At 66.9% G+C, this 21018-nt stretch carries 16 protein-coding genes and 1 tRNA gene; 6 read left to right on the top strand and 11 right to left on the bottom strand.

Translation table 11 applies throughout. From position 1 onward, the window contains the following. Positions 1-71: 71 nt before the first annotated feature. A complete protein-coding gene (locus tag C3Y92_RS13330) occupies positions 72-3461 on the bottom strand; it encodes an ATP-binding protein (RefSeq protein WP_129353292.1) in 3390 nt (1129 codons plus the stop codon). Positions 3462-3563: 102 nt separating this feature from the next. Continuing rightward, positions 3564-4577, bottom strand: a complete 1014-nt coding sequence (locus C3Y92_RS13325; RefSeq protein ID WP_129353290.1) for a glycosyltransferase family 2 protein — start codon at positions 4575-4577, stop codon at positions 3564-3566. Between the two features lie 130 nt (positions 4578-4707). On the opposite strand from C3Y92_RS13325, the gene C3Y92_RS13320 reads away from it, so the two are divergent. Continuing rightward, positions 4708-6204, top strand: coding sequence for a hybrid sensor histidine kinase/response regulator (locus tag C3Y92_RS13320; protein WP_129353288.1), 1497 nt, complete (start codon positions 4708-4710; stop codon positions 6202-6204). Here C3Y92_RS13320 and rfbD read toward each other — a convergent pair. Together rfbD and rfbB are read right to left on the bottom strand one after the other, a co-directional pair. Next, the gene (gene rfbD, locus C3Y92_RS13315; RefSeq protein WP_129353286.1) at positions 6177-7058 is read right to left on the bottom strand and encodes a dTDP-4-dehydrorhamnose reductase; all 882 of its coding nucleotides are present in this window, start codon (positions 7056-7058) and stop codon (positions 6177-6179) included. The genes C3Y92_RS13320 and rfbD overlap by 28 nt on opposite strands. Next, positions 7055-8077: a dTDP-glucose 4,6-dehydratase gene (gene rfbB, locus C3Y92_RS13310; protein WP_129353284.1), complete on the bottom strand. Its 1023-nt coding sequence runs from the start codon at positions 8075-8077 to the stop codon at positions 7055-7057. The genes rfbD and rfbB overlap by 4 nt, the downstream gene beginning before the upstream one ends. Before the next feature lie 121 nt (positions 8078-8198). Here rfbB and C3Y92_RS13305 point away from each other — a divergent pair. Beyond that, positions 8199-8274 (top strand) — tRNA-Val (locus C3Y92_RS13305). A gap of 63 nt (positions 8275-8337) precedes the next feature. Here C3Y92_RS13305 and C3Y92_RS13300 read toward each other — a convergent pair. Continuing rightward, on the bottom strand, positions 8338-8715 hold the full coding sequence (locus C3Y92_RS13300; RefSeq protein ID WP_129353282.1) for a hypothetical protein: 378 nt from the start codon (positions 8713-8715) through the stop codon (positions 8338-8340). 121 nt (positions 8716-8836) lie between these two features. Here C3Y92_RS13300 and C3Y92_RS13295 point away from each other — a divergent pair, with 121 nt between their 5' ends. The 4 genes from C3Y92_RS13295 (at position 8837) to eboE (ending at position 12205) form a co-directional block, all read left to right on the top strand. Continuing rightward, positions 8837-9241 carry a PaaI family thioesterase gene (locus tag C3Y92_RS13295; protein ID WP_129353280.1) on the top strand — a complete coding sequence of 135 codons (405 nt, stop codon included), beginning with the start codon at positions 8837-8839 and terminating at the stop codon, positions 9239-9241. Further along, positions 9238-9732 carry a tRNA (cytidine(34)-2'-O)-methyltransferase gene (locus C3Y92_RS13290; RefSeq protein WP_129353278.1) on the top strand — a complete coding sequence of 165 codons (495 nt, stop codon included), beginning with the start codon at positions 9238-9240 and terminating at the stop codon, positions 9730-9732. Before C3Y92_RS13295 ends, C3Y92_RS13290 begins: the two co-directional genes overlap by 4 nt. 175 nt (positions 9733-9907) lie before the next feature. Beyond that, positions 9908-11047, top strand: coding sequence for a 3-dehydroquinate synthase (locus C3Y92_RS13285; protein WP_129353276.1), 1140 nt, complete (start codon positions 9908-9910; stop codon positions 11045-11047). Positions 11048-11110: 63 nt separating this feature from the next. Next, a complete protein-coding gene (gene eboE / locus C3Y92_RS13280; protein ID WP_129353274.1) occupies positions 11111-12205 on the top strand; it encodes a metabolite traffic protein EboE in 1095 nt (364 codons plus the stop codon). Positions 12206-12472: 267 nt separating this feature from the next. Here the strand turns inward: eboE and C3Y92_RS13275 are convergent, their stop codons facing one another. From C3Y92_RS13275 to C3Y92_RS13250, 6 genes are all read right to left on the bottom strand, one after another. Next, positions 12473-12922, bottom strand: coding sequence for a MarR family winged helix-turn-helix transcriptional regulator (locus C3Y92_RS13275; protein ID WP_129353272.1), 450 nt, complete (start codon positions 12920-12922; stop codon positions 12473-12475). Positions 12923-12988: 66 nt separating this feature from the next. Continuing rightward, complete coding sequence (locus C3Y92_RS13270) at positions 12989-16138, bottom strand: efflux RND transporter permease subunit (protein WP_129353270.1); 3150 nt, start codon at positions 16136-16138, stop codon at positions 12989-12991. Beyond that, on the bottom strand, positions 16135-17415 hold the full coding sequence (locus tag C3Y92_RS13265) for an efflux RND transporter periplasmic adaptor subunit (RefSeq protein ID WP_129353268.1): 1281 nt from the start codon (positions 17413-17415) through the stop codon (positions 16135-16137). The genes C3Y92_RS13270 and C3Y92_RS13265 overlap by 4 nt, the downstream gene beginning before the upstream one ends. A 70-nt stretch (positions 17416-17485) precedes the next feature. Continuing rightward, the gene (locus C3Y92_RS13260) at positions 17486-18439 is read right to left on the bottom strand and encodes a sialate O-acetylesterase (protein ID WP_235669487.1); all 954 of its coding nucleotides are present in this window, start codon (positions 18437-18439) and stop codon (positions 17486-17488) included. 43 nt (positions 18440-18482) lie between these two features. Next, a complete protein-coding gene (locus tag C3Y92_RS13255) occupies positions 18483-19076 on the bottom strand; it encodes a TetR/AcrR family transcriptional regulator (RefSeq protein ID WP_015861495.1) in 594 nt (197 codons plus the stop codon). 360 nt (positions 19077-19436) lie between these two features. Continuing rightward, a complete protein-coding gene (locus C3Y92_RS13250; protein WP_129353264.1) occupies positions 19437-20864 on the bottom strand; it encodes an outer membrane homotrimeric porin in 1428 nt (475 codons plus the stop codon). Between the last annotated feature and the right edge of the window lie 154 nt (positions 20865-21018).

Below are 21018 nucleotides of genomic sequence, written 5' to 3'. Positions count from 1 at the left end.
CGCGACACGAGACGCCGGCTCGGGCCGGTCTTTCCGAAAGCCGCGCCGGCCTGGCGCGGCTTTCGGTTTTGCTACGTCCGGGGGGCGGCGTTCCCCAGCGTCGGCTTGGCGCTACGGATGGCGGCGGCGGCCTCGTCCAGGTTTTTTTTGAGGGCCAGGCCCGTTTCATGGGCCGCCTCGGCGTCGCGCCGGCGAAGCTGGTCTTCCAGTTGTCCGGCCAGCCGCCGGGCGGCTTCCGCGCCGACGGCTCCGGCCACGTTTTTGAGCGAATGGGCGGCCAGGGCGGCCTCCTCCCAGTTTTCGGCGTCGCTGCACAATCGGATCAGCCGCAGTTTGCGGGGGTACTGGCGCAGGAAATCCTCTTCCACCTCGGCCAGCAAGGCTTCGTCGCCGCCCAGACGGCGCAGGGCCGCCTCGCGTTCCAGGACGGCGGCGGTTTCCGGCGTGGCCTGGGCGGCCGGTTTCGCAACGGCCGGGCCGGCCTCGTTGGACGCCACTCGGGCCAAAAGCTCGGCCAAGAGCGCAAAATCCAGGGGTTTAGGCAGAAATTCCGTCATGCCGGCGGCCAGGCAGCGTTCCATGGAGCCGGCCAGGGCATGGGCGGTCATGGCCGCCACGGGCACACAGCGGTTGGCCTCGCCGGCCAGGCCCGCCCGCAGCCGGCGGGTGGCCTCCATGCCGTCGAGTTCGGGCATCTCCACATCCATGAGCACCAGATCGAAGGTTTCCCGGCCAAGGCATTCCAGGGCGCGCGCGCCGTTGGCGGCCACCGTGGTCTGGTGGCCCCGACGACTTAAAAAGGTGGTCGCCACCTTGACGTTTATTGGGTTGTCCTCGGCCACCAGCACGCGCAGGGGACTGGCGTCGGCCTGGGGCGCGGCCACCGGGCGTCGGGCCGGCTCGGTGGGGACGACCTGGGCCGGGGTGAGACGCAGCCTGACCCGAAAGACCGTGCCTTGGCCCGGAACGCTGTCCACGGCAATCTCGCCGCCCATGCTGCGGACGAGTTCGCGGCAGATGGCCAGCCCCAGGCCCGTGCCGCCGAAATTCAAGGCTACGGTGCGGTCGGCCTGGGTGAACATGTCGAAGATGCGTTCCAGACGGTCCGGGGCGATGCCGATGCCGGTGTCGGCCACGGCCAGTTCCAACTGGCCGGGGTCGCCGTCCGGGGCGGCGACGGTGACGGTGACGCCGCCTTCCCGGGTGAACTTGACGGCGTTGCCCACGAGGTTGAGCAGGATCTGCCGCACCCGTCCCTGGTCACCCCGGACATGGCGGGGGGTGTTCGGGGCCACGGCCAGGGTGAGGAAAAGGCCCTTGCGGGCAGCCTGGGGGCGCAGGGTGCGGGCCACGCCGGCCAGGGTGCGTCGCAGATCGAAGTCCTGGATGACCAGTTCCAGCCCCTTGGCCTCGATGCGCGACAGATCCAGCACGTCGTTGATGATGCCCAGCAGATTGCCGGCGGCCTCCCGGGCGGTTTCCAGGGCGTCGCGCTGCTGGGGGGAAAGCTCGGTGCCAAGAGTCAGCTCGGTCATGCCAATGACGGCGTGCAGGGGGGTGCGGATCTCGTGGCTCATTTTGGCCAGGAAATCGCTTTTGGCCCGGTTGGCGGTTTCGGCCGCCTCCTTGGCTTGGCGCAGGTCGGCCTCGATGGCCTTGACGTCGGCGATGTCGCGCACCACCGCGAAATAGCGGCGATCCTCGCCCGGGCTTTCGGGATGGCGGTGCGGGCGCACGGCCACGGGCAGGATCGTGCCGTCCTTGCGGCGATATTCCTTCTCGAAAACCTCGGCGGACCCCTTGGCGTCCACTTCGGCCAGAAGGCGCTGCTCAGGCTCGTGCCAGGCCTCGGGAGTGATGTCGTGGTAGGTCATTGCCGTCAGTTCGTCCGGGCCGTAGCCGGTCATTTCCTGAAAAGCCGGGTTGGATTCCACCAGTCGGAAGTCGCTGGACATGACGACAAAGCCGTCGCCCATGCTGTCCAGGAGCAGCTTGTAGCGGGTGCGCGAGGCCAGGAGTTCGGCTTCGGAGCGCTTGCGGCCGGTGATGTCCAGCAGTACGCCGATGACCCCGGCTGTGCGGCCGGCGACATCATGGAATCGGCTCTTGAAGACCACCACGTCGTGGGCGGTCTGGTCGCTGAAGATGAGTGATGTTTCGTATTCAACGGTTTCAGCCTCGCCTGAGAGCACGGCGCGGTCGGTCTTGGCGCATAGCGCCGCCTGGGCCGGGAGTTCCAATTCATGAACGGTGCGCCTGCGGATGCGGGGCAGGGGGCGGATGGCGCGCTCGTAGGCGGCGTTGCAGCCCAGGTAACGCCCTTCGAGATCTTTGTAGAATATCGGCGCGGGAATGGCGTCGATGAGCTCCTGGGTGAAGCGGATGCGTTCTTCGAGCTTGTCGGCCATGGCGTCCAGGGCTCGGCCGAGTTCGCCCATCTCGCCCTTGCTCTCGGCCAGACCCGAGCGGCGGTCGAGGTTGCCGGCGGCCATATCCTGGGCCATGGTCACGAACTGGCCCATGGGGCGCAGGAGAAATGCCCGGTTGAACCACCAGGCGGCGGCCAGGGCCAGGGCCACGGCCAGGCCGAAAAGGAGCATGTCGCGCTGCCAGGCCCCGAGGAGCAGGGCCTCGTGGATGGCCTGGGGCTGGCTTAAGCGGATAAACAGACGTTGCCCGCCAGGGGCGGCCACGGGCGCGAACACGGCGCGCCGTATTTCATCGTCCGGCCCCTGGCCGGTCCAGACCAGGCTCGCCGCCTCGTAAAGGCGCGGCAGGACGACGTCCGCGCCGGCCACGGTCTTGCCGGCGGCTTGCGGTTTTGGCGGCCAAGTGGTCAGCACTGTCCCCGCCTCGGAGAACAAGCAGGCCCGGGCGGCCTGGGGCATCCGGATGTCCCGGAAGATGGCGGCGAACCAGTCCGGGGCCAGGGTCAGCGCGCACACGCCGACGAGCGTGTCGTCCGGGCCGCGCACGGCCTGGGCCAGCACCAGGCCCGGCGCGCCGTCGATGGTGTCCGGCCCGAAAGCGATGACGCAGGCCGCTGGCGCGTCCAAGGCCTGGCGCAGCCAGGGGCGGTCGCCGAGGCTTCGCGTCGGCCTGTCCGGTTGGGCGGAGGCTGCCGTCACCGTGCCGTCGGGGCGCACCAGGATCAAGTCCTTGAAGGAAGGAAAGACGGCCAGGGCGTCGGTAAGCAGAAGGGACGCTTCTTCAGGGGCGCCGGACCTGATGACCGCGATTCTGGCGATGCCCCGCAGGATGTTGGCGTCGTCCTCAAGGAGGCTTCGGGCGTTGCCGGCGGCCAGGTCGGCGATGCTGTGCAGCCCCCGGTCCACGGCGGCCCGGGCGGAACGCTGTTTTTCCACGGCCGAGGCGACGTGCAGCGCCAGGACCGGGGCCAGGGTCAGCGCGACAAGCCACAGCAGCCTTGTGCGCAGGCTCTCAAGCCGTCGCCAAGTCATGCCTGATACTCCGGGGAATGATGCACCGATTTGCCCCAAGGCAAAAGCCGCCAGGGGCTTCCGTAAAGGACTTCCGGCAACAAGGCAAGAGACGGGGCGAAATTAGGCGGCTGGCAGGCAGTGGCGGCCTGGAACGAAACCGAACTCGCCAAGTCTGTTCAAAATTACATCAGTAGCCCCTCGGCTGGCCACATAGGGAACGATGAAACACGCCTGCGGCCCCGGGGCGTCGTTGTAATGCAGCACCGGCCGGCCGCCAAGCAGCAGTCCGATCTTGCGCGGATCGATGTCGAGCCAGGCGTCGATGACAATGCCGTGCTCGCACAACAGTTCGGCCCGGCGACGGGTGACGCGTCCTGCTCCGGCCACCACGATATGGGGATGGAAAGGATTCACCTTGGCCAGGCGTCGGGCCAGGTAGCCGGCCTTGATGCGGAAAAAGGCTTCCGGGGCGTAGCGCGGATCGGTGCGCGAAAGCCGGCCCGGCGGATCGTTCCAGACCACAAGCGTCTCGGGCAGCTTGTCCATGACCACGCCGGCTTCCAGCCAGCGCAGCCACAGTTCGTAGTCCTCGGGGAAATCGCCCTGGCGATAGCCGCCGTAACGGGCCGGCAGCTCCCGGCGAAACATCACCGTGGGATGGGGCAGGGGGGATTCCCGGAAGATGGCCTGGCGGATGGCTTCGGGGGAGGCCACCGTGTTGCACCATTCGATATGGGCCAGATAGCCCCGGCAGGCCTCGGCATCGCCGCCGTACGCCGCCCGGCAGGAGACCAGCCCGAGGTATGGATGGGCGTCGAGGTGGCGGGCCTGGAGTGCCAGCCGCTCGGGCAGGCAGACGTCGTCGGCGTCCAGACGGGCCACGTAGCGCCCCCGGGCGGCGGCCAGGCCGGCGTTCAGGGCGGCGGCGATGCCTTCGTGGGGCCGGGAAATGAGCCGAAAACGTCGGTCGCGGCCGGCCATGGACGTGGCGACGTTTTTGGTGGCGCCGCCGTCGTCGGAACCGTCGTCGATGACGAGGACTTCAACGTCGTCCAGGGTTTGGGCGGCCAGGCTCTCCAGGGCGGCAGGCAGGACGGCGGCGGCGTTTCGCGCGGGCAGGACAACGGAAACCATGGCTCATGTTAGCCGGGCGGGCGGCGTCGGGCAAGGGACCCACGGGGAAAGGGGCGCACTGCGCCATTGCCCTGGCTGCGGGCATCTGTTAAAAAAACTTCCATATTCAAAGGGAGAGACGCCACCCGCCATGTCCGACCCGAAGATTCTCCTTGTCTCCGACAATCCCTGCCTGGCTGCGGCCGTGGTGCGCCATTGCGGTTCGCTGTCGGGCTTGGGGGCCGTCCAGATTCACGATCCCGGCGCGGCGGCGGACGCGCTTTGCCGGGGCGACGGCGACGGGGCGTTCTTGCTGTGCGTGGTGGATTTGACCCTGCCTGAGGAGGCCGTGCGCCGTCTGGCCGCCGCCTCGGCGACAAGCGGGGTGCCCTGGCTGGCCGTGGCCGAGTGTTACCGGCCGCAGTTTCGCAATCTTTCCCAGGAACTCGACGCCATCGATTTCGTGGTGGCCGAGGCCGAGGACCCGGCTGCGGTGGCCCGGTATGTGGACCGGTTGCTCAAAAACCGCTCCGCCCGCATCCTCATCGTGGAAGATTCGGCCTTCATGCGCCTTTTTCTGCGCCGGCTGCTGCGCCGCTACCAGTTCCGGGTCCACATGGCCGCCTCGGCCGCCAAGGCCCTGGCCATTCTCGAACACCGGCCGGACATCGCGGCGGTCATCATCGACTACGACATGCCGGTGCAAAACGGCGTGGAGCTGACCCGGACCATACGACGGCGGTTTCGGCTGCGCGAGATCTGCCTCATCGGCATCTCAGGCAAGGCCCCGCGTTCCATCTCGGCGGAGTTTCTCAAAAACGGCGGCGACGACTACCTGCACAAGCCCTTTGAGCGCGAGGAACTCTATTGCCGGGTGCTCCACGGCGTGGAAGCCGTGGAACGGATGCTCGAAATCAAGCGCTTGGAACGGCTGCGCCGCATGTTTTTGTCCATGCTGGCCCATGATCTCAAAAGCCCGGCCGGGGGCATCGTCGGCGCGGCCAACCTCATCCTCGACGGGGTGTGCGGCGAGATCGGCGGGGAAGTGCGCGAAATGGCGGCCGTCATCAGCCAGGCCGGCCGGCGGCTGTGTTCCCTGGCTTCCAACATGCAAGATCTCACCCGCCTGGAGACCGGCCGGTTCGAACCGGCCCTGGTCCTGGCCCACCTCGACGCCCTGGCCCTGGAGCGGGCCAGGCTGGCCGAGGCCACCGCCGCCGGCAAGTCCATCCGGGTGGAAACCCGCGCCCCGCAGCTGCCGCCCATGAACCTTGACCCCGACCTCATCGCCCGGGTGCTGGACAACCTGCTGTCCAACGCCGTGAAGTTTTCCCCGCCCGGCAGCCTGGTGCGCCTGACCCTGCGCCCGGCTGGAGACGAGGTGGTGGTGCGGGTGGCCGACCAGGGGCCGGGCATCCTGGCCGAAGAGCGCCACCGCCTGTTCAAGCCCTTTGAGCGCCTCTCGGCCCGGCCCACGGCCGGAGAAAAGAGCCTGGGCCTGGGGCTGGCCATCGCCGAAGGCATCGTGGCCGCCCATGGCGGGCGCATCTGGGCGGAGTCCGAGCCCGGGCAGGGCGCGGCCTTCTGCTTCACCCTGCCCATGTCGATGGGGTTTTCGGATCAGGCCGACGCCTGCATCAGCTCGTAGACGTATTCCCGCACCGTGATGGTCCAGGCCCGGGGGGCGCGGCCGATGGCCGCGGCCAGCTTGGCGTTGTCCAGGACCGAGTAGGGCGGGCGCTTGGCCTTTTGCGGGTAGGCGTCGGAAGGGATGGGCAGCACGCGGCAGGGCAGGCCCGAGGCGGCCACGGCCTCGGCGGCCAGCTCGCACCAGCTGGCCTGGCCCGAGCCTACGGCGTGGAAGATGCCGGCGGCCTCGGTGCGGGCCAGATCGGCGATCCAGCCGGCCAGATCAAGGGTGTAGGTGGGCGAACCGATCTGGTCGGCCACCACCTTGAGTTCCTCCCGGGTCTTGGCCAGCCCGAGGATGGTGGCCACGAAGTTCTTCTTGCCCGGGCCGTAGAGCCAGGCCGTGCGCAGGATCTGGAACGCCTCCAGCCCCGAATCCAGGATGGCCCGCTCGCCGGCCAGCTTGCTCGCCCCGTAGACCGACTCCGGGTTCGGCGCGTCGTCCTCGACATAGGGCGTGCCCTTGGAACCGTCGAACACGAAATCCGTGCTCAGATGCACCAGTGTCGCGCCGGCCTTGCGGCAGACCCGGGCCAGCCGGCCGGGCAGGTCGCGGTTGAGGCGGTAGGCCTCGTCAGCCTCGTCCTCGGCTGCGTCCACGGCGGTGTAGGCTACGGTGTTGACCACATGGGTCGCCTCGAACCGTTCGATCTCCCGGGCCAAGGCCTCCATGTCAAAGGGGTCGAGGATTGTGCGCGTGGTCGGCAACACGGCGAAGCCCGCCTCTTCCATGACCCGCGACAGCGGGCGGCCGACCAGTCCGGTCAGGCCGCCCAGCACGATGGCGCGGGGGGCTTTGGCGTCCCCGCTCATGCCCGTTCTCCGTACCAGGAAGCCATGAACTGGCGGTAAGCGCCGCTGTTGACGCTGTCGAGCCATGCGCCATTGGCGCGGTACCAGGCCATGGTCTCGGCGATGCCCCGGGTGAAGTCCCAGGCCGGAGCAAAGCCCAGCTCCCGGGCGGCCTTGGTGAAGTCCATGGCGTAGCGGCGGTCGTGGCCGGGCCGGTCGGTGACGTAGCGGATGAGGCTTTCGGGTTTGCCCAGGGCGGCCAGGATGGTGCGCACGACTTCGATATTGGGCTTTTCCGCGTCGCCGCCGAAGTTGTAGACCTCGCCCGGCCGGCCCTTCATGAGGGCCAGTTCCACGCCCCGGCAGTGGTCGATGACGTAGATCCAGTCGCGCACGTTGAGCCCGTCGCCGTAGACCGGCAGGGCCTCGTCGGCCATGGCCTTGGAGAACATCAGCGGAATGAGCTTTTCCGGGAACTGGTAGGGGCCGTAGTTGTTGGAGCAGCGGGTGACCACCACGTCCATGCCGAAGGTCTCGTAGGCAGCCCGCATGAGCATGTCGGCCCCGGCCTTGCTGGCCGAGTAGGGGCTGTTGGGAGCCAAGGGCGTTGCCTCGGAGAACTTCCCGTCCGGCCCGAGCGTGCCGTAGACCTCGTCGGTGGAGACGTGGACGAAGCGGCGCACGCCGTAATGCCTGGCGGCGTCGAGGAGGCTTTGGGCCCCGAGCACGTTGGTGCGCACAAAGGGCGTGGCGTCGGTGATGGAGCGGTCCACGTGGGATTCGGCCGCGAAATTGACCACGGCTTCGATCTTGTGCTCCTCCAAGAGGTAGAGGGCCAGCTCGCTGTTGGCGATGTCGCCGCGCACGAAGTGGTAGCGCGAGCCGCCGAAAGCGGCCTCGACGTCGGCCAGGCTCTGCCGGTTGCCGGCGTAGGTGAGCAGGTCGAGGTTGACGATGGAGATTCCTTCGTGGCGGGTGAGCATGTCGCGGATGAAGTTGGAGCCGATGAAGCCGCAGCCTCCGGTCACGAGCAGTCGCATGTCTTGGTTTGTCCTTTGTTTTCAGTGTGTTGTTGTTTTATCCGCTGGTCGGCCGTTGTTTTTTTGGCTTTTTGCAAAATAATGCTTGCCAGGGGAGGGGGTCCCACGTACATTCTTCGACGGGCGATTAACTCAGCGGTTAGAGTGCCATCTTCACACGGTGGAAGTCCGGGGTTCAAATCCCCGATCGCCCACCACCGAACCAATCCGAAGCGCCTCGCGAAAGCGAGGCGCTTTTGTTTTGGTCCGTCGGCATGTTGCTAGAATATGCCACGGGCCTTGAATTCCTGGATTTTTTTGTAGTCATCGATGATCTTTGCCTTGAGGGCCTCGATTTCCCGAACGTAATGCTGCTTGATGATGCGGATTTCCTCGCGTCGCCGGGCCGAGGCCGGGTCGTTGCCGGTCAGCGAGCGCATCTCCGCGTCATAGGACACGATGGTCTTCTCATGCCCGGCGATGGCCACCCGGGCCGTCTCGATGGACCGCGACAGGTCGGCCGGTCCCGGCGGCGCGGCCAGGGCCGGCGCGCCGAGCAGCGCGGCCAGACTCAGCGCGGCCAACAGCGTGGCCAAAACCGTGGGCCACGGCCGGTTTCGCGGCTTCTGGCCCGGCCCGTGATGAACGTGACGCAGCATGGCGGATTCCCCCTCAAAGGGCTGGCTCCGTATAGCCCCAAACGCCCGGCTTGACAAATCCGCCGCCCCGGCGTTCCATCCCCAGGCCCCGCCTGCCAAGGCGGGCAAAGGAGCGTTTCCCATGGACATGCAGTGGTTTCTCGACCGCGACCGGTTCGCCCGGATGCTTGGCATCCGCATCGTCGAGGCCCGGCCCGGCTACGCCAAGACGGCCATGGACCTCACCGACGACCATCGCAACGGGGCCGGCGTGGCCCACGGCGGGGCGATCTTCAGCCTGGCCGATCTGGCCTTTGCCGTGGCCTCCAATGCCCACGGCAAGCTGAGCCTGGCCGTGGCCGCCTCCATTGCCTACGTCAAGGCCGGCCTGGGTTCCACCCTCTACGCCGAGGCCACCGAAATTTCCCTGGGCAACAAGATGGCCACCTACGCCGTGACCATCAGCAACGACATGGGCGACGTCATCGCCAGCTTCCAGGGCACGGTCTACCGCAAGGACGTCCCCTACACCCGGGAGACGGCGTGATCGAACTGGTCCTTGTCGCCCCGGAGATCCCCCAGAACGCCGGCAGCGTGGCCCGGCTGTGCGCCGCCGCCAAGACGCCGCTGCATTTCGTCAAACCCCTGGGCTTCTCCCTGGCCGACCGCTACCTCAAGCGGGCCGGTCTCGACTACTGGCCCCACGTGAACCTGACGGTCTGGGAAGATTTCCCGTCCTTCGCCGCCGCCCGGGCCGGCCGGCGGCTGGTGGCCGCCACCGCCGGCAACCGGGGACACGCCGTCGTACCCCATCACCGTTTTCCCTTCGAGGCCGACGACATCCTGCTTTTCGGCACGGAATCAAGCGGCTTGTCCGAAGAGGTGCTGGCCGCCGCCCACCGGCTGGTCACCATCCCCATCTGGGGCCAGGTGCGCAGCCTCAACGTGGCCAACGCCGCCTCGGTGGTGCTCTACGAGGCGCTCTCGCGGGTCGGCGTTCTGGACGCCGTGGCCGCCCCTCTGGAAAAAAGCGAATAATACGGGTATACGGGCCGGACGTTAGCAATCCGCGCCGGCTCGCGTCGCGTTCCTTGAAAAATACCCTGGTGTTTTTTAAGAAAAATGATTGGTTTTAGACTGTTGGCCGCGAAACGCCAGAGGCGCTTTTCGTGGCCGCGACATTCGCGCCGCCGCACGTCACCCATGAGGCTCCATGACCGTCGCCATTGCCCAGCATATCGCGCCCACGTTCGATTTTCCCGTGGTCTTCACCCGTAAGGCCTTTGACCCCGCCAATTCCGTCCTGGCCGACATCCTGGCCCAGGCCGGAGCAGGGCCGCGCAAAGTCGGCGTGGTCTGCGACGCCGGCCTGGTCGCTGCCGACCCCGGCCTGCCCGGCCGCGTCACCGCCTATGCCGCCGCCCACGGCGACGTCATGGCCCTGGTCGAAGCGCCGCTTATCCTGCCCGGGGGCGAGGCGGCCAAAGCCGACTTCGCCGTGGTCCAGGCCGTGTGGGAGTTGACCTTTCGGGGCAAACTGTGCCGCCAGTCCTTTGTGCTGGCCATCGGCGGCGGGGCCTTTCTCGACGCCGCCGGCTTCGGCGCGGCTACCGCCCACCGGGGCGTGCGGCTCATCCGCATGCCCACCACCGTCCTGGCCCAGAACGACGCCGGCGTGGGCGTCAAAAACGGCATCAACTATTTCGGCCGCAAGAACTACATCGGCGCGTTTGCCCCGCCGTACGCGGTGGTGAGCGACCATGCCCTGCTGGCCACACTGCCCCGCCGCGACGTGCTGGCCGGACTGGCCGAAGCGGTCAAGGTCGCCCTGGTGCGCGATCCGCTCTTTTTCGCCCGTCTGGTCGAGCTGGCCCCCAGGCTCGCCGCCGGCGACGACGAGGCGCTGTTCGAAGCCAACGTGCGCTGCGCCGAGGCCCATCTGCAGCATATCGCCGGCGGCGGCGACCCCTTTGAACTCGGTTCGGCCCGACCGCTCGATTTCGGCCACTGGGCGGCCCATGCCCTGGAAGAGGCAACCCGGGGCGAACTGCGCCACGGCGAGGCCGTGGCCGTGGGCATTGCCCTCGACACCCTCTATTCCTGCCGCACCGGCCTGCTCTCCCGGGCCGAGGCCGAACAGGCGCTGTCCCTGCTCGACGCCCTGGGACTGGCCGTGTGGCATCCGGCCCTGGCCGACCTGGACATGGCCGCGGCCATCGAAGCCTTCCGTGAACACCTCGGCGGCCGGCTCCATTTGTCCATGCTGACCGGCATCGGACAACGCATTGAAGTCCACGCCGTCGATGCGCCCCAACTCGAAGCCGCCCGCGCCGAACTGGCGGGGAGGCAATAAAGAAGCCTCCGGCGGCCGGGGGCCTGAGGCCCCCGGACCCCCCAATTGGGGAGAGAGGGGACCATGGAACCTGTCACCTACTGCACGAACATCCATCCCGGCGAGAGCTTTGGCGAGATTTGCCAAGGCTTGTGGGACCACGCCCCTGCGGTGGCCGCCGCCGTCTGCCCGGACCGGCCCTTTCCCGTGGGGCTGCGGCTGTCGGGCCGGGCCAGCCTGGAGTGCGACGCCGAGGCGGCCCGGGCCTTTGCCGGGGAACTGGCCGCCCGTAACCTGGCCGTTCGCACCATCAACGGCTTTCCCTACGGCCGCTTCCACGACGTGCCGGTCAAGGAGGCCGTCTACCGGCCCGACTGGCGCGACCCCGAGCGCGCCGCCTACGCCCTGCGTCTGGCCCGGCTCCTGACCGGCTGGCTCCCCGAGGGTGGAACCGGAGCCATCTCCACCGTGCCGTTGGGCTTTCGCCAAGGCTTTCCCGACGAGGACCTGCCGGCGGCCTACGCTTCTCTGCGCGGCGTCCTGGCCGCCCTGGCCGGGCTCTACGAGGAAACCGGTCGGCGTATCCGCCTGGCCGTGGAAGCCGAACCCGGCTGCCGCATCGAGACCACCGCCGAGATGGCCGCTTTTTTCGAGGCCGTGGACGCGCCGCCCGAGCACATGGCCCATTTGAGCGTCTGCTACGACTGCTGCCATCAGGCCCTGCAATACGAGGATCCGGCCGAGTCCCTGACCTTGCTCGCCGGGCGCGGCATCGAAGTGGGGCAGGTGCAGGTGTCTTCAGCCCTGCACCTCGACGGCGGCGATTTGACGCAACTGGCCCGTTTCGTGGAGCCTGTCTATCTGCATCAGGCCGTGGCCCGACTGCAGGGCGGCGAGCTGGTCCGGTTTGACGATCTGCCCCAGGCCCTGGCTGCGCGGCTTTCGGGGGTGGAATCCTGGCGTGTGCATTTCCACATGCCCATTTTCATCGAGTCATTGCCCCAGTGCGCCACCACCCAGGCCTTTTTGCGCCAGGCCTTGCCGTTGTTTCACCCGGACACGCCGCTGGAAGTGGAGACCTACACCTGGAGCGTGCTGCCGCCGGAACTGACGGCCGGGGGCGTCACGCAGTCCATCATCCGGGAGATTGCCTGGGCCGAGGCAGCCAGACGGGCCTGACGTCCTAGTCCTTTGAGCCAGGGCAGCCAACAACCCGAAATACGGCTGCTGATGGAGCAAAGGAAAGACGCATGGGCCAGGCGCGGCGTGAGGGAGAAGCTTGACGGCGCGCCTGGGAAGGGCATGGACTGGGGAGGATATTTGGAACGAGAGCTTGCGTACGACCGGCATCGGTAAGGTTTGGGGCAACCAACTGGAAAACGTCACTGCTTTCGCAGCCAGGCGCCCCAAACCATCGGGATGGAAAAGGCCGGTATTGGGCCGCCTTTAGAGGCGTTCGAGCATGGTGCGCAGGACCGTGCGCGTGGTTTCGAGGTCCTTGGGCGAGATGCCTCGCGTCAGTTCGCTGCTGAGCTCCAGTCCGGCCTTCAGGGAGGCGTCCCAGTTCTGCCTGGCCTGTTCGGCCAGTTCCACCCGCTTGATGCGCCGGTCACGGGGATCGGACACACGCCTAGCGATGCCGTGCTGTTCCAGCCGGTCCAGCAGGCGCACCAGCGTTGGGCCTTCGATGCCCACGGCCTCGGCCAGCTCGCGTTGGGTCAACGCCGCCTGGCCGGTGGCCAGGCGGCGGATGACGGCCCACATGGCGCTCGACAGGCCAAGGGGGCGAAGGCGTTCGTCCAACCGGGACCGCCAAGCCCGGGCTACATCGTTCAGGGCAATGGGGAGGGATTCCGAAGCCTGCTCGGGGCCAGCGACAGACGGAGAGGATTCCATGGGGTGCTCCTTTTCCGACGCGCGTCGCGACTTCCCGCGCGCATGGTTTTATAGCTTATAAAAGCATTAGTCTGCTTTTTGCTCCTTGGCAACATGTTTCCCGGTTATTTGTTGCACCCAGGCCCCAAGCCCCATGATGAGCTTGAAAAAGACCGGGATGAAAAACGGCGCGATGATGGTCGCCCCGAGCATGCCGCCGATGACGCCGGTGCCGATGGCGTGGCGGCTGTTGGCGCCTGCGCCCGTGGACACGGCCAGGGGCAGGCAGCCGAGGATAAAGGCCAGCGAGGTCATGATGATGGGCCGAAAGCGCAGCTTGGCCGCCGACAGCGCCGCCTCGGCCAGGGCCTTGCCGGCCTTGACCTCCAGCACCGCGAATTCCACGATGAGGATGGCATTTTTCGCGGCCAGGCCAATAAGCGTCACCAGGGCGATCTGGAAGTAGATGTCGTTGCTCAGGTCCCGGCCATAGACGGCGGCGATGGCCCCAAATAGGGCAAACGGCACGGCCATGACCACGGCAAAGGGCAGGGTCCAGCGTTCGTACTGGGCGGCCAGGATCAGGATGACCATGACGATGCCCATGGCGAAGACCAGGGCCGAGGAGCCCTGGGCGGCCTTTTCCTGATAGGCCGAGCCGGTCCAGGCCAGGGTGTATTCCGGCGGCAGCACCTTGGCCGCGGCCTGCTCCATGGCGGCCAGGGCCTCGCCCGAGGTGTGGCCCGGGGCGGGCTGGCCCATGATCTTGGCGGCCGGGAAGACGTTGAAGCGTTCCATGACCTCGGGGCCGGTGGACTTTTCGATTGTGGCCAGGGCGGTCAAGGGGATCATCTCGCCTTTGCTGGAACGCACGAACACGTCGCGCAGGTCCTCGGGCCGGTCGCGGAAGTCGGCCTCGGACTGGATCTGGACCTTGAAGGTCCGGCCGAACTTGTTGAAGTCGTTGACGTAATACGCGCCGAATGTGGCCTGCATGGCGGCATAGACGTCGCTGACGGCCACGCCCAGGGCCTTGGCCTTTTCGCGGTCAAGGTCGATGCGCAGCTGGGGCACGTTGGCCCCGAAGGTGGTGGCCACCCGGCCCAGCACCGGGTTCTTGGAGGCTTCGGCCACCAGGGCTTCGGTCATGGCGGCCAGGGCCTTGACGTCGCCTTCGCCCCGGCTTTGCAGGTAGGCTTCGAAGCCACCGGTGTTGGACATGCCGGAAATGGCCGGCGGATTGAAGGCCAGGGTGAAGCTTTTGGGCAGGGCCATGCCCCGGCCGAAGATGCGCTTGACCACGGCAAACGAGGACAACTCCTCGCCGGGGCGCTCCTTCCAGGGCTTAAGCGGCATGAAGATGGTGCCGTAGTTGGAGCGGTAGGTGAAGCTCAAGAGATCGAGGCCGGTGATGGCGATGACGTCCTTGACCGAGGGGTCCTGCATGTTCATCGCGTCCATGGCGTCGGCGATGCCTTCGGTGGCCCGCAGCGACGTGCCGTCGGGCAGGATGTTAACGGCGATGACATAGCCCTGGTCCTCGTCCGGGACGAGCCCGCCGGGCACCTGCTTGAACAGCCAGCCCGTGCCCAGGCACAGGCCGGCGAAAAGGAGCATGGCAAAGGCGCTGCGACGCAGCAGAAAGGCCACGCCCGCGCCGTAGCCGGCGGTGATGGCGTCAAACAGGCGGTTAAAGCCCCGGAAAAACCGATTGGGTTCCTGGTGGCCGGGTTTTAACAGCGAGGCGCACAAGGCCGGGGTCAGGGTCAGGGCCACCAGGCCCGAGATGACCACGGACACGGCGATGGTGATGGCGAACTGCTTGTACATCTGGCCGGTCAAGCCGCCCAAAAACGCCACCGGCACGAACACGGCGCACAGCACCAGCACGATGGCCACCACCGGCCCGGTCACCTCTTCCATGGCCTTGGCCGTGGCTTCCCTGGGCGGCAGCTTCTCCTTGGTCATGATGCGCTCGACGTTTTCGAGCACCACGATGGCGTCATCCACGACGATGCCGATGGCCAGGACCATGCCGAACAGGGTCAGGGTGTTGATGGTGAAGCCCAGGGCCTGCATGCCGGCGAAGGTGCCAATGATGGAGACCGGCACGGCCAGGCAGGGGATAAGCGTGGCCCGGAAGTTTTGCAGGAAGAGGTAGACCACGAGAAAGACCAGGATCATGGCCTCGACCAGGGTGTGGATGACCTCCTCGATGGAAACGCGCACAAAGGTGGTGGTGTCCAGGGGCACCGAATAGATGATGCCGTCGGGGAAGCGGGTCGAGAGTTCCTTGAGCTTGCTCGTGACGCGTTCGGCTGTGTCCAGGGCGTTGGCTCCGGGAGCCAGGAAGATGCCGATGTTGACGGTGGGGCTGCCGTTGCGCTTGGAAATCGAGCTGTAGTCCTTGGCCCCGAGTTCCACCCGGGCCACGTCCTTCAGGCGCAAAAGCGACCCGTCGGGCTGGGCGCGCAGGATGATGTCGCCGAATTCCTCGGGGGTTAAAAGCCGGCCCTTGGTGGTGACCATGTAATTGAGCGCCACCGGACTTTCGGGCTTGGTGGGCTCGGCTCCGATACGGCCGGCCGCGAACTGGGCGTTTTGCTCGCTGATGGCGGCGGCCACGTCGGCGGGGGTGAGCTTGAGCTGGGCCAGCTTGTCCGGCCGCAGCCAGACGCGCATGGAATAGTCCTTGGCCCCGAAGATGGAGGCGTCGCCGACGCCGGGCAGGCGCTTTAATTCGTCAAGGACGTTGACCAGCACGTAGTTGCTGATAAAAACCGAGTCGTAGCGGCCGGTTGGCGAGTCGAAGCCGATGATCTGGAGGATGTTGGAGGATTTCTTGGTGACGGTCACGCCCTGGCGGCGGACTTCCTCGGGCAGGGTGGTCTGGGCCGCCTGGACGCGGTTGTTGACGTTGATCGTATTCTGGTCGGGATTGGTGCCCACGGCAAAGGTGACGGTGATGGACAGGGTGCCGTCGCCGGAGCTCGTCGAGCGCATGTAGAGCATGTTGTCGACGCCGTTTATCTGCTGCTCCAGTGGCGCGGCCACGGTGGCGGCGATGACCTCGGGGCTGGCCCCGGGGTAGACGGCCGTGACGTTGACCTCGGGCGGCACGATGTCCGGGTACTGGGCGATGGGCAGACTTCTGATGGCCGCCAGACCCGCCAGCACGATGACCAGCGAGATGACGATGGAAAATACCGGTCGGCCCAGGAAAAAGCGTGAAATCATGAACGGTTCTCCTTGGCCTCGGCCTTGGCGGCCTCGCCGTTCTGGGCGGCGGCCGGGGCGTCCTTGGGAGCCTGTTGCGGGGCGGCCTGGGCTGCTGTCGGCTGCTGGGCCTGCTTGGGTTCCTCGCCGCGCACACGCACGGTCAGGCCCGGGCGCACCTTGATCACGCCTTCGGCGATGATGCGTTCGCCGGCCCCAAGGCCCTGCTCGACGAGGTAGTCGTTGCCCACGGCTTCGCCGAGGACCACCGGGCGCGGGGCGACCTGGTTCTTGTCGTCGAGCGTCCAGACCATGGCCCCCATCTGGGTGTTGAGCACCGCGCCCTGGGGCACGGCCAAGACGTCCTTGAAGCGCGCGCCCTCAAGGCGCACCCGCACGAACTGGCCGGGCAGCACCGCGCCGTCGGGGTTTGAGAATTCGGCCCGGACCTTGACCACGCCGGTTGTGGCATCGACCTGGGTGTCGGTGAAGTTGATGCGGCCTAGCTGGGGGTAGCGCGAGCCGTCGGGCAGGATCAGGCCCACGCTGAAGTCGCCGCCGTCCACGACCACCTTGCCCTCGGCCCGCAGCTTGCGGATCTTCATCATCTCCTGGCCGGACATGGAGAAGTTCACATAGATGGGATCGACCCGGGACATGGTGGTGAGCAAGCTGCCGTCGGAGCCGGTGGTGACGAGGCTGCCTTCGGAGCGGGTCTCCTTGCTGGTCATGCCGGAAATGGGGGCCGTGACCTTGGTCCATTCGAGATTAAGCGAAGCCTCGCGGACCTTGCCCTTGGCCGCGTCCACGGCGGCGGTCCCGGTTTCCACCAGGGTCTTGGAGTCGTCGAAGTCCTTGCGGGCCACCACGTCGCCCTTAAAGAGCTTGTCCATGCGTTCGGCGTCGCGCTTGGCCTGGGCCAGACTGGCCTCGGCCTGGGCCAGGGAACCCTTGGCCTGTTCCAGGGCGGCCTGGTAGGGGGCCGGGTCGATCTCGAACATGAGCTGGCCCTGGCGCACGCGTGAGCCTTCTTCAAAGTTGCGGCGAAGCAAAATGCCGCCGACCCTGGCCCGGACCTCGACCTCGCGGGAGCCGGCGGTCTGGCCCATGAAGGCCATTTCCAAGGGGATGTCGGCCTGTTTGACAGCGTAGGCCACGATTTCCGGCGGCGGCGGCGCGGCGGCGTTTTCCTGGCCCGAGCTTTCGGTGGCGCAGCCGGACAGGGCGGCGGCCAGGGCAAAAGGCAGGCACATGGCGACGGTTGCGCGCGCGGCCTTGGCGAAAATGGAGACAGTCATGATTCCCTCCGGGACAGGCGGCTGTCGCGCTCATGGCGACGGCCGGTTGCGGGCGAAAAGGGTTGCGGGTTCATTGCAGGCGGCTTGGGGCGGCCTCGCTCCGGGCGAGCTGAGGCAGCCAGGCCTCGGCGAAGCGGTCGGCGGCCTGGGCCGTGAAATGGTAGCCGTCGTTGCGGTCGGCAAAGGGCACGAGGCGGTCGGTGTCCGGGCCGGACAGGACATGGCGCTGCGGGTCGGCCGCTGCGGTTTGTGCCTGGGTCAAGGCCGGGCAGGTCTTGTAGCAGGCCGGGTTGGCCGCGTTGCCGCAGACCAGGTCGAAATACTGGGAGGTCCGGGCGACGACAACGTCGGTCGCCGGCCCGACTTTGTTACGGATCTGGTCGATGACGGCGGCGAGCATGGCGGCGTAGTCTGGCGCGGCCACGCCCAGGGCGCAGTCGGCCTCGCCCTGGTGGAGAAGCACGTGGGTGGGCGGCAGCCCGGCCCGGGCCAGGGAATCCAGGGAGGCCAGGAGCACGGCGTTATGGCGGCCGCCCGGCCCCCATTCGAGAATGGAGGAGCCGCCCCGGGCGATGTTGGCGAATATGACGGCGTCGTAGAAGCCGCCGGCAATGAGCTTGTCGCCCAGGCGCGGCCAGGAGCTGCCCTTGGTTCCGGTGGCCCCGGGCAGGGCGTCGCGGGCCTTGGTGCACACGCCGTCGGCAAAGGCGTAGACCGGCCGGCCGGATTCGTAGCCCGGGTCCACGGTGTTGGAGGCGTTGGACTGGCCAAAGACCAGGGCGACCATGGTCCGGTCCTTGGCCAGAGCGGCGCAGTCCAGGGCCGGCTCTCCGGGCGCGCCGGCATAGACGGCCAGTTCCCCGGTTTCCGGTGGATGCGGCAACCGTCCGGCATAGCGGTCCTGGACGGCGGCCAGGGTGCGGCGGGCCGGAGTGGGCGCGGGCGCATCGGAGACGGCCCGCCCGGCCAGCACGGCCAGGGCGGCCAAGCCTGCAAGACCCAGGGTCAGACGATGGAACGGCATGGCGCTGGGTGTTAACGAGTGTTCACTTCGGGGGCGAAAAAAATCATGGAGCAACGGCATGGGCGAACAACTCCCAGTTGGCCGTGATCTGGCGGGGCATGTCCAGATCTTCCGGCGTGCGTGCCTGGATAAGGGCCGGCATGGCGATGAGCCCGAGAAAATGAATCACGATTTCTTCCGGGCGCAGATCGGTGCGGATTTCGCCGGCCTGCTGCCCAGCGATAATCAGTTCCACGACGATGTCCCGCAGCATTTTGTGGTGTTGCAGTTTGAGGGCGCGCAACTCCGGTTCCTCGAACCACAACACGTCGGACAAAAAGACGACGGGCAAGGCGCAATAGCGGCTGACCATGACCATGGAAGAGTGGTACAGCCGGCGGATCGCGTCCAGTGGACTCGTCGACTCGGCCTTGGCCGTGCGCACCGTGGCCATGAAGAATTCCTGGTGTTCGTGCATGACGGCGGCCAGGATATCGACCTTGCTTTTGTAGTGACGATAGAGGGCGGCGGCCGAGATACCCACGGCTTCGGCCACGCGGCGCACGGTCACGGCGCCGATGCCCTGGCGCACGACAATGTCCAGGGCGGCTTCGGCGATCTGTTCGCGGCGCAAGGGGGATTCCAGACGTTCAGCCATGGGGGGAAGTTAACACCGGTTCACAAGCTGTCAAGACCCATCCCGAGACGGGATGGGCGGACATATATCGACGCCATGTTCCTGTCAAGAGGCTGCGGCCTCAGACCGCCGTGACCCGGATGATCTCTTTTATCATCTTGATATACCTGATGATTTTTTTCAAGCCGTACTGGCGCAGGGTGGCCATGTCGGCGGCAATGGCCGCCGTGCGGAGGCAACCGGCCTCGCAGTCTGGGCAGCAAGCACCTTGCCGTGACCAACGGAGGCAACGCCCGGCCAGGATGGCGGCATCCTGGCCGGGCGCGGCAAGCAAACGGCGGAACCGGGAGCCGGGACGTGGACGCGCCCCGACTCCGGGAACTAGAAGGTGTACAGGAAACCCAGGGAAGCCATCCAGGCGTCGGTGGCCTGGTTGGTCATGCGGTGGCCCCAGATGCTGGTCTTAAGCCCCTGGGGCGAGGCGAAGCCGGTTTGCAGGGTCAGCGTCAAGGCTTCGGTCAGCTCGTAGCTGTGGTCGAAATTGAGGCCAAACACCCATTCCCCTTCGGCCAGGTCGCGGCCCATGGTCACGTACTCGCCGGGACCGCCGGTGGCCCAGACGGCCTTGCGAAGGCCCGCCGGGCTGTTGCGGCCGGCCATGACGGCGGCGGTCAGCCGGCTTTTTAAAGCCTCGATAAACGAGATGTCGCGCACGGCCAAGGCCAGGCCCCAGGAGCCCAGCGGATTGACGCCCATGGAGTTGTTGGCGAACTCCTGATCGCAGTCAAACAGAAACGAGGTGCCCGGCCCCCATTTGGGGGCGATGACCGGCAGACGTTCGCTGCCGTTGGCCAGGCTCGCGTCCTCGCCGCTGGCCAGCCAGCCGAAAAGCCCCGGGGTGGCCCAGTCCAGGCCCGTGTAGGTCAGGCCGGCGTCGAAGAAATAGCCTTCGCGGCGGTTTCGTGACCTGTCCGAGCCGGCGGCGTTGCCGTAGATGCCGTCGAAATAGAGCTTCACCGGGTCCAGGGCGGTGACGGAAAGGGCCAAGCCGCCCCACCACATGGGATTTTGGTTGTCCTTGTAGCCGGCGGGGTCGAGGTAGCTGCCGGCCGAGCGCAGGCCGGCGTCGAAGTAGCCTTCGGGATCGGCCTCCTTGCCGTACACGCCGACAAGGCCCCAGGGCGTGGCCTCGAAGCCGTCCACGGTGACGGGCAGGGCCAGGCGGTAGACGTCGAAGGCGTCGCCCACCTGGGTGGTGGTGGGCTGGTAGGTGCGGTAGGCGTCCAGCAGCCGGCCGTAGGCGGCTTCAATGGTCAACACGTCGTCAATGACCGGGATTTTCACGAAAAGCGCGGCGCTGGACTGGTCGCCGTCGTCGGCGGCCAGCACGATGCTGTCGTAGAAGACCTCGGTCTGGGGCACGGAAAAGGGCTGGTAGCCGGCCGTCACCTCGATGTCCGTGCCCGGCCATTTGAACTGGAGGTAGGCCAGGTAGGGCTGGATGGCCACCTGGGGGTTGGCGGCGGTGAGGTAGTCATGCCCCCAGGCCTCGTCGTCCACGCGCATCCCGAAGCGGAATTTGAGGTTTTCGTTGGCGACGAAATCAGCCCGCAGGCGCAGGCGCTGCCAGATGGTGAGCCGGTCCTCGGTCTGGGTTCCGGTCTCGTCCCAGCCGGTGAAATTGCGATTGGCGAAAAAGACGCCGTACACCCGGGCATCCCCGGCCATTTTGACTTCCGTGGCCGACCAGGCCGGGACCGCCGTAGCGGCCACAATGGCCAGGGTCAGCAACGCGACCGTTTTTCGCATGAGCGACACTCCTTCCCGTTTCCGCGTGGTTGAAGGGTTTCCGATGACAGTGGCCTGGAAGCAATGTCTGCTAAATGATTTGGATAGTCATTATCATTGTGTTCTGAAATTTCAGCCGCCGCCCAGGAGCGGGCGCAAGTCGGCCGTTCCCGAC

It is taken from the genome of Solidesulfovibrio carbinolicus (assembly GCF_004135975.1).
GTDB classification, from domain to species: Bacteria; Desulfobacterota; Desulfovibrionia; order Desulfovibrionales; family Desulfovibrionaceae; genus Solidesulfovibrio; species Solidesulfovibrio carbinolicus.
The sequence above is the reverse complement of the archived record's forward strand: the minus strand, read 5'-3'. Positions and strand labels throughout refer to the sequence as shown.